Here is an 8,754-nt window from a genome sequence, read left to right as displayed (position 1 = left end):
AAAACGATCGTTTTTGAACATGGGGCAGGGGAGGTCATTGATCCATCGAGCAGCTACTTTTTGACGGGGCTAAGCTTTTCGAGCGCTCTCGTCGAGCTCGCGCTGACGCCCAGGGTCTCGAGCACTGCGCACTACACAGCGAGGTCCTGTTTGTCGGTCGTGAACTGAGCGTAGCCGATCAGAGTACAAGTAATTTCGCCCCCAAAGCCCTAGATTGCTGAGATGATCATAGAGCTGCCTATCTGAGACAGCCTTTACTATGACAGGCGGGGGGGCGACGCACTCGGCGCTGTCCATTCAGCGATCATTGAACGGAAAGACCAATGGCGGCATAGGTAAGAAACAATCTTTTTATGCGAGTTCCGTGATGACCATACCCATTTACCTGATCGACAAGCTGCGTCGTCATGGACCGGCCACCGATCGGCTAATCGCTGAGATCCAGAATGGAGTCGGTGAGTTTCACAACATGCCGATCGCTGCGGCTGTGGCATTTGATGCAGCAGATTATGTATGGGCCATCTTGGTTTCCTTAGGCCTAGAACAGGCACAAGAAAGCCGTGCGATCAGAAATGGTGTAGCGCAAGCTATCATTCAGGCCCTTGAGGCCCATTCTGTCCCCGAAAGGCTTAATGAGATTTAGCAGGCCTGCTTGCAGGAATCCTCTATGAATTTTAAAGGCCAGAGACAGCAGCTTAGTGCGGTCAGATCGTAATATTCCAGTAGGCAAGAACCTTCGTTACCTCCTCACGGGGGTAGTAAGGGCCTGCAGATGCCAAATCCTTACGAATTGTTGCCATCCTGCGGTCGGCAGCATCCTTGATCCGTTCGGAAAACGGAACGGTCCCAATTGGCAGCGAAACCCGTCCAGGTTTGGGCCAGCTTTCGGGATAGGCGTCCCAACCTGCCCAGTTCACTATCTCTTTGGAAACGTGCGATACTTCCTCATGACCACACGACCAGCCGTAGAGATGCAGCGCGCAAACTCGGAGCATTTCTTTCACCTCTGCCATCACGTCAGTGAATGCCTTCAGCGGCGTGGGGAGAAGAACCATGTTGGCAACGCAGGAGAAAAAGCGCCGATCCTGCACCACGGAATTGCTCACTTGGTAGAGCGCGTCGTCCACTCCCCAGATATGGCAGCACGACCAGTTGGGCCGCTCATCAGACCGAAGACCCAGTGCAAGCGTTAGTGCCTTATTCGCATGGATGTTTCCTTCAGACTTGTGGACGCTCAGACGGGTTTGCCGATTGGTGTTCATCTGCGGTTCTGACCAGTTTCCCTTGTAGAACAGACCGCGCCGCGCATGTTCGGGGTACCAGACAGGAAGATACTCAAATGCTTTCGGATCGACCCATCGTGCGGTCCGCTCGATCAGTCCCATGACGTCCACAAGGCTGAGTTCACGACGCAAGACCTCAAGTCCGTCTGGAAGCAGATATTTGTCAATGCTTGTCGTACTCAGATTCTTCAGTTTGCACACTGCTGATATCCGCCAATGCTTGAACCGCTCTGGGTTTCCCGGAGGCTGATTCCGGGCAGTAGATGGCTCGCGCCGACAAAGCCTATCAAAGTAAGCTTTGCGCCAAGCGTTGGCGCTAAGCTTCGGCAGTGTTTACGGCAAATAATCTGAGGCATTTTTGCCCTCATAAAGTGCCTTTATGGTTGTTGCCGTAGAAATCGACGTGCGCGTCGTAGCTTCCTTGAGGTCTAAAACACGGAACGTGTCATCGATCTTCGCAACAGCCTCGATCCGACGATACTGATCACCGAAGCGTTCTGCGTACTGCGCCAACCCCTTGAGCTTCGGCATCGCGTCGCCGAACTGAATGCCGTGCGGATCGACAATATCGGCGACAACGGTCCCATCGTCCTGCTGAGCGAAAAAAACGAAGTCTGGCCGGACGATTTTCGGTTCTCCTCCATCCTCGTAGATAATACCAAGCGAGTCCTGACTGGCTCGCGAAGGGTTCCGATACCAAGCGACAGCTCTCGGCCGTACGAGTTCGGATTTCACAACCTCGCCTTCCCAAGAATTAAAGTCCTCGGGGAACATCCCGTGCTCGTCACACAGCATGTGCTTCTCGAATGACGGCAGTGGGGTCTCTGACCCGTTCGTTTCTCGGATCGTCGTCGCTGCAGCCATGACATAGGACGCGCCAGATCCACATCCATGGGATTGGCACTCATCTCCCGGATCTGCCGATACACGTCCTGACGCTCGTCGGAGAGGTTTTTGATATCGATCCTGAATCGAGTGAGCCACTGGTTGGCCAGCTTCTCGGCCTCAGCCTCGAGCATCTCTCGGATGCCTGGAACCAACCCCAGAGCGCTAACTGTGACGTGCGCCTCTATAAGAGCAGCTTCCATGTCGTCCGCATCGCCTTCGCTCTGCGCCAAGTAGTCGCTGTACGTCGTTGCGAGATCTGGAGTGACCGCACGGCCCGCCCTGCGATATGCGTCCTCGATCACGGCGTAGTCCGCTTCCTCGAGGAAGTCGTCAAACGACATGCCCCCGCCTTTCAGGTCGGCCTTCAGGCTCTTGCCTTCGACTGTCAGAACCGATTTGCGGGCTGTCTCGATTTCCGCCTTGTAGCGCGCTCTGGCGCCATCGAGCACCTTGTGCATTTCCGCGTGGGCAGCCTTACCAGCGCTCTCGAGCAATCCATCCACGGCCAGCTCATGCGCCAGCGACGTCAGTCTCTTGACGGGACGGGCATGCCGCTTCGGCAGGGATTGGGATGGCAGCGAGAGCAGCTTGTCCCAAACGGCCTCCGGGATCGCAGGATTGGGCTTCAGCTCAACGGGGTTGATCAGCACGCGGCGACCCGGCAGGTCATCGCCGCCGTCCCCACCGGACATCAGCGCCTTGGCAACGTCCTTGACCGAGGCTTCGTCGAAGAACGGTAGCAGGCAATCGACCGAGTTCAGTCGCTCATTGCCCGGGATCCGCCGCGCCAGCGGCGTGCGCACCATGCGCCCCAGTAGCTGCGTGATGTGCGTCTTGTCCCGAGCGGGCCGGAACGACACCATGACTTCGGCACGCGGACAATCCCAACCCGTGCTGATGGCGTCCTTCGCGATCAGGATCCGGACCCACGTCGATTCCTGAACACGTTCTGGCAAGATGTAGGGCACGGTGTGGCGGCCGAAGGTCTGGGTGGAGTGCTCCCCGAACACATGCGCCACCGCATCCTCGAGCAAGTCCGGCCACTGCGTGAAGATGGTGTCGAGAGCCCGGCCGATGTCGTTGTGATCGGGCGCGTTCGGGACCTGCAGAACCATAAGGGGCAGCACTGTTCCGGCATCGTCCTGCTGCTGGCCATAGGCCTCCCAGGCGGAGGAAATCTCCTTCAGTTTGTCGGTGCCGCGGCGCACCAGCACGGTATCGAATTGCCCCGCCTCCTTCGGCACGTCCAGGATGATCGTATCCTTCAGCAGACCTGACGCCTGGACCTTGGCGGAATCTACTACCACGTTCGGCAGGGTAGCGCGGCCCGTCATGTCGGTCATGGCGGCGTTGAACCGCTCGACCGTGGCCGAGATGCCCCAGACGACCGGGATGCCGGGAACCGGTCCCGAGCCATTGATCAACCGCTTGACGATGGTGGTCTTCTCGCCCGCGCCTGTCGCGGCGCGCATCCCGCGATGCGCCTCGTCGAGCACGAGGTAAAGCGTCAACGCGGGGTCATCGATGGTGTTCTGGATTGTGTCCCAGATGGTGAAGGAGCGACTGTCAGGCATCAGCCGGATCTGGCCGTCTTTCTCGATCCCCTCGTCATCGGGATCGTGTCCGCGCACCAGGAGGCTCGACTTGCTCAGCTTCTGGGTATTCAGGAAATACACCTTCCCGGGTTCCAGCAACTCGCGCTGGAACGTGCTTTGCACCACCACAAGGTCCGAGATCGACAGTCTGTCCGATGCCTCGAGCAGGCGGTAACGTGACTGCTGGTTCAGGGACGGATCGTCGCTGAACCAGATCACCACGGCACCCGGGTCAGGCTCGATGTCGTAGTTGTCGTCGCCGTGGAACAGCGCCTCGAACACGGCCGCCGCCATGACGGTCTTGCCCGCGCCCGTGGTGGCCGTCAGCGAGAAGGCATGCTTGTCGCCGTCTTCGCGCCAGCGACGCGACGCCTTCTTGAGGTTCACCAGGACCTCCCGAACGGCTTCTTCCTGATAATCCTTGAGTGTGAACTTCATGGCTCAGCGGCCCATCGAAAAGCGGAAATTGGAGAGGTAGGACTCGTAGAGTCGCACCGGCTCGACGCTGTCGGGCAGCGCACGCGCCACCGCCTGGAACCGGCGGTCGTCATCAGTCACAACGTAGGCGATGCGCAGGGTCGGTTGGGCGGCGGCCGCGTCGCAAAACGCGGCGGCGCGATCCAGGTCCATGAGCAGACCGTAGGTGTCGGCCACGTCCCATCCGGCGGCGGGAAGATCGTCGATGCGGCGCCCTTCCGATCCGGCGCGCATCCACAACAGCAGGGCAATGCGCTGGAAGGCGAGGTTGTGGCTGACGGCGACCGGCGCTTCGTACGTCAGCGTGAAGAACTCGGCGTTCTCTTTGAACCCCTCGGCCATCGGGAATTTGTCAGTGAACTTGTAGTCGCCCTTGATATCAGCTCCCTCCGGCGTCTTGCCGGTGATGGCAGCGGCGATGCGAGGCTTAGTGATGTAGTCGCATATGCCCAGCTTTTCCCATTCGGGGTCGCCGGCGCGTAGGCCGGCAGCGCGAAGCTCTGCCTGTTCATCGGCCGCAACCTCATTGTTTGTGACTGAGATGCATTGCCGTCTCCCGCCGTCCTGACGGTTTAACCGCATGACCGCATGGGCTGTTGTGCCAGAGCCGGAGAAGAAGTCGAGAATTGTTGCCTGCGGTTTAGCTAGAACAAACAAGCGCAATACATCCTCGACGGCATAGAGGCTCTTTGGGAAGGGAAACTTCCGCCCAGACAATAGTGCGCGAACAGTCTTCGTCCCGTAATGTTCAGCGTTATGAGAGCGAAGATTCCACTGAGTTGGCGGCGCTTTGGCGCCAAGCTGCTCATAGTAGGCAATCACCGAGCCATCGGGGTTATACCCTTCGACAACAGCCCTCCCTTCTTCGATGTCAGCGATTGGTCCACTCTTCAAGTACTGGATGATGTATGGCTGTGGTTTGCCGGGTTGCGCCTTTCCTGCGCGAGCGAATCCCTTCTTCCACCGGGCAATAAAGGTCGGGCCGGTCACGCCCCAATTCATTTCGGTGCCATCATCGCGGACAGGAAAGACAGCCACGCAGCCAAGGCGAGTTTCGACATCGAGCCGATCTTGTTCGTGCGGGATTGGCTTCCCAACCTCTTCAATTTGGCCGCTCGTTTCATTCACATAGATCGGATAGAATTGCCCGGGGCGGGTCCTTCTAACCGATTGGAGATCGCGCCTTCGAGCCGTTTGCCAATCTAGGCCGATCTTTTGCGTGCCTTCATCTTCCTCTCCTTCTTCGTTCTTCTCGGCGCTGTCTATCGGCCGAGATCCAAGGAGTGGAGAAGAGCTCGGGGTTACATCTTGCGAGCCAAAACGTGCGATGAAAATATACTCATCGACGCGTTTGAAGCCTTCGCTAACGCCGACACCCTTAGGATTGATCTGTGTAGAAATCATCCTGATCCTCGCTTCTGGGAACACCTGCTCCAGAAGCAAGCCGAGCCTGAGGTACTCTTTTTCGTCGATGGTGGCGATCAACACCGAGTTGTCTGGATTCAGCAATACCTTCGCCACCGAAAGCCGGCGCTCCATCATCGCCAGCCATTTGCTGTGTCGGTAGAGATCATCCTTTTCAACGTAGTTATTATTGTATTTCCAATCGCTTGCCCCGGTATTGTAAGGCGGATCGATGTAGATGGCGTCGATCTTTCCGCGATGGGTGTAGGTCAGCGCCTCCAGCACATGGAAGTTCTCGCCGTTGATCACGGTGTGGAACGGCTTGTCGCCGCCGCGCTCCACCCGCCCGGTGCTGACCAGGCCGGGGTAGATGTAATCCCGGAACTCGGCCACCACGACCAGATCGGCGACCGCGACATCCACCGTCTCTGGCGCCTCGGCGTCGATCAGTTCGACCAGCGCCATCCGCACCTTGCCCTTGCCGTCAATTCGCTTGACGCGCCACAGTCGCTGGTCTGCGCGCTGGACAGAGCTTCGCGGCGGCAGGATACGCACCTTGTCGCCCCGCCGAACTGGGCGGCCGGGCAGTTCCACGCTTTCGGGGCGGTGCCGTTCGAAGTTCAGACCGAAGGCCCGCCGAGACGCCAGCGCCTTGAACTCCCGCTCGAGTTCTTCTCCCAGAGCGCTGTCCTTAGCCTTTGTCCGGGCGATCAGATCCGTCAGACGCGACATTGCATGTCCCCGGACTTCGCACCTGCAGCTGCGCCACATCCGGGATGCCCTATGCGCGACGTGCGGAGCAAGGCATGCGCGCCCAGGACAGCGGGCAGGCGGTGGGCGGGCAAGATGGTAGGAAACGCGGTCGCGGCTGTCATCAATCTAATGTCCTGTTAGGCGGCGACGAACTTGCCGAACGCCCTGAAAAATAAGCTGATAGAACCGCCGTTTACGCACGCAGATTAAACCGCAAGTGTATGATCAGACAAGCCGAATGGCGGCTTGCGCCTTTGGTCCTCCGCTACGGTCTGTGCTAGGATGGACGTTAATGGCTACCCTTTTGTCAGAACTGCAGACCGCACCGCCTACAAACTTACCTAATCCACGAAGGATACTGGCATCTGCGACGTCTATCTCGAGCTTGAGGTGCGTTCAACTCGTCAGAAAGATCCTAAGGACCGCCATCAGGGCTGGATTGTTATGGCAAGGATTGTCATAATTGCAGCGTATTCCAACGGAGGTTCTCATGGCCACGATGAACGTCTCAATTCCCGATCCCATGAAGGTCTGGGTCGAAGAACGTGCCCGCGGGGGGAGCTTCAGCAATGCCAGTGACTACATTCGACATCTGATCCGGCGTGACCAGGAACGCATCCAGGCGATTGGGCAGCTGCAAGCTGCCATCACCGAGGGTCTGCAAAGCGGTGACCCCCGGCCGTTCGATGCCACAGCCTTCAAGGCGAAGATGCGCCGCAAGCATGCTAGCTGAGGAACGCTACAGCCTCAGGCTTACGCCCCAAGCTGAAGGCGACATGGAAGAGATCTGGCTACACGGCGCGGCGGAGTGGTCACCCGAGCAGGCAGACAGATATGTAGATGGGATCACGGCTGTTTTCGGTCTGCTCTGTACTATGCCGAGGATTGCACGAGAGCGACTGGAGTTTAGTCCGCCTGTTTGAGCTGCTGCCGGTTTCGTGGACACGAAGATAAGATCGTGACCAAGGAAACGGAGATCGGACATGGTGAGACGGAAGTTCACGAAGGAGTTCAAGTTTGAGGCTGTGAAGCTGGTGACGGAGCGGGGCGTTGCGGTGGCGCAGGCAGCCCGGGATCTGGATCTGGCTGAGAGCGTGCTGCGACGTTGGATGCGGGAGGCCGCAGCGGCCCCTGTCACGGCGTTTCCCGGCAATGGCCAGCAGCGTGCCGAGCTGGCAGAGATCGCAGCCTTGAAGAAAGAGGTCGCCAAGCTCAAGGCGGAGCGTGACATCCTAAAAAAAGCCGCGGCATTCTTCGCGAGGGAAGCGACTTGAGGTTCGCCTTCATCACGAAGCACCGGCACATCTGGCCGGTCAGGTGGCTGTGCGAGGTTCTGGAGGTTTCGCGTTCGGGCTTCCATGCATGGCTGAACCGCCCTCTCAGCGACCGAGCGATCCTTGATGCGAAGCTCGTCACGGCCATCGATACGAGTTTCAAGGCCAGTGACCGGACCTATGGCGCCCGCGTGTCTGGCATGACGTCCTTGAAGAGGGTCTGATCTGCGGCATTCATCGGATCGAGCGGCTGATGCGCCAGAACGCATTGAAAGCACGCCCAAAACGACGCGGAAAGCCCCAGGACGACGGCGAGCGCTCGGTGATCGCCGACAACATCCTTGATCGGGATTTCGAAGCGGATCGTCCGAACCAGAAGTGGCTGGCCGATTTCACCTACATCTGGACCGCCCAGGGCTGGCTCTATGTCGCTGTTGTCCTGGACCTGTTCTCCCGCCGCGTGGTCGGCTGGTCGATGAAGGCCGAGAGGGATGCCACGCTGGTCATGGATGCCCTGATGATGGCCGTCTGGCGCCGCGGCAAGGCGGACGCGCTGCTGCATCACTCGGACCAGGGCTCCCAATACACAAGCGAGCAGTTCCAGCGCCTGCTGGCCGACAACGGCATCACCTGTTCCATGAGCAGGGCCGGGAATGTCTGGGACAATTCGGCCATGGAGAGCTTCTTTTCTTCGCTGAAAATCGAGAGGACCAACCGCAAGGTCTATCGCACCCGCGATGAGGCCCGCGCCGACGTCTTCGACTACATTGAACGCTTCTACAACCCGCGCAGGCGGCACTCGAAGCTGGGCTACATCAGCCCCATGGAATTCGAGGCCCGCGCTATGCTAGCTTAACTTGCTGTCCACGAAACCGGCAGCAGCTCAGTCTTAAAGACCGCCTGCAAAGCGGCCTTTCTTGGCCGCCAAAGCCGATCCAGCTTTCGGCGGCGTTGCTTCCATTTTAAAACATAGGCTCATCGGGTTTCAAAGAGACGCATCTGCTGCCAGACTAGCCTGCGGGGATACACCGGAGGGACCATGAGCCTGCGACCAAAACTTGGCCAGTCTTTGTTCATCAT

7 protein-coding genes and 1 pseudogene are annotated in these 8,754 nt (G+C 58.6%); 4 read left to right on the top strand and 4 right to left on the bottom strand.

Translation table 11 applies throughout. The features are described 5' to 3' along the window. Positions 1 to 307: 307 nt before the first annotated feature. Positions 308 to 643, top strand: a complete 336-nt coding sequence (locus TY51_RS22185; protein WP_156118081.1) for a hypothetical protein — start codon at positions 308 to 310, stop codon at positions 641 to 643. A gap of 61 nt (positions 644 to 704) precedes the next feature. Here the strand turns inward: TY51_RS22185 and TY51_RS21315 are convergent, their stop codons facing one another. From TY51_RS21315 to TY51_RS16345, 4 genes are all read right to left on the bottom strand, one after another. Then, the gene (locus TY51_RS21315) at positions 705 to 1,484 is read right to left on the bottom strand and encodes a hypothetical protein (protein ID WP_197054807.1); all 780 of its coding nucleotides are present in this window, start codon (positions 1,482 to 1,484) and stop codon (positions 705 to 707) included. A 132-nt stretch (positions 1,485 to 1,616) separates the two neighbouring features. Further along, positions 1,617 to 2,057 (bottom strand): hypothetical protein, encoded by a 441-nt coding sequence (locus TY51_RS22845; protein ID WP_197054806.1) that lies wholly within the window; start codon positions 2,055 to 2,057, stop codon positions 1,617 to 1,619. After that, on the bottom strand, positions 2,015 to 4,204 hold the full coding sequence (locus TY51_RS16350; protein WP_197054805.1) for a DEAD/DEAH box helicase: 2,190 nt from the start codon (positions 4,202 to 4,204) through the stop codon (positions 2,015 to 2,017). Before TY51_RS16350 ends, TY51_RS22845 begins: the two co-directional genes overlap by 43 nt. 3 nt (positions 4,205 to 4,207) lie before the next feature. After that, entirely contained in the window at positions 4,208 to 6,379 is a 2,172-nt protein-coding gene (locus TY51_RS16345; protein WP_042251433.1) for a site-specific DNA-methyltransferase, read from the bottom strand. Positions 6,380 to 6,890: 511 nt separating this feature from the next. On the opposite strand from TY51_RS16345, the gene TY51_RS16340 reads away from it, so the two are divergent. The 3 genes and pseudogenes from TY51_RS16340 to TY51_RS16330 all read left to right on the top strand — a co-directional run bounded on the left by TY51_RS16340 (position 6,891) and on the right by TY51_RS16330 (position 8,530). Next, positions 6,891 to 7,133, top strand: coding sequence for a type II toxin-antitoxin system ParD family antitoxin (locus TY51_RS16340; RefSeq protein ID WP_042251430.1), 243 nt, complete (start codon positions 6,891 to 6,893; stop codon positions 7,131 to 7,133). Further along, complete coding sequence (locus TY51_RS24635; protein ID WP_081995173.1) at positions 7,087 to 7,323, top strand: type II toxin-antitoxin system RelE/ParE family toxin; 237 nt, start codon at positions 7,087 to 7,089, stop codon at positions 7,321 to 7,323. The genes TY51_RS16340 and TY51_RS24635 overlap by 47 nt, the downstream gene beginning before the upstream one ends. A 60-nt stretch (positions 7,324 to 7,383) precedes the next feature. Next, positions 7,384 to 8,530, top strand: a pseudogene (locus TY51_RS16330) (IS3 family transposase). Positions 8,531 to 8,754 lie beyond the last annotated feature (224 nt).

It is taken from the genome of Paracoccus sp. PAMC 22219, assembly GCF_000787695.1.
In the GTDB taxonomy this organism is placed as follows: domain Bacteria; phylum Pseudomonadota; class Alphaproteobacteria; order Rhodobacterales; family Rhodobacteraceae; genus Paracoccus.
Note: the sequence above shows the minus strand (reverse complement) of the source record. Positions and strands in the feature narration are given on the sequence as shown.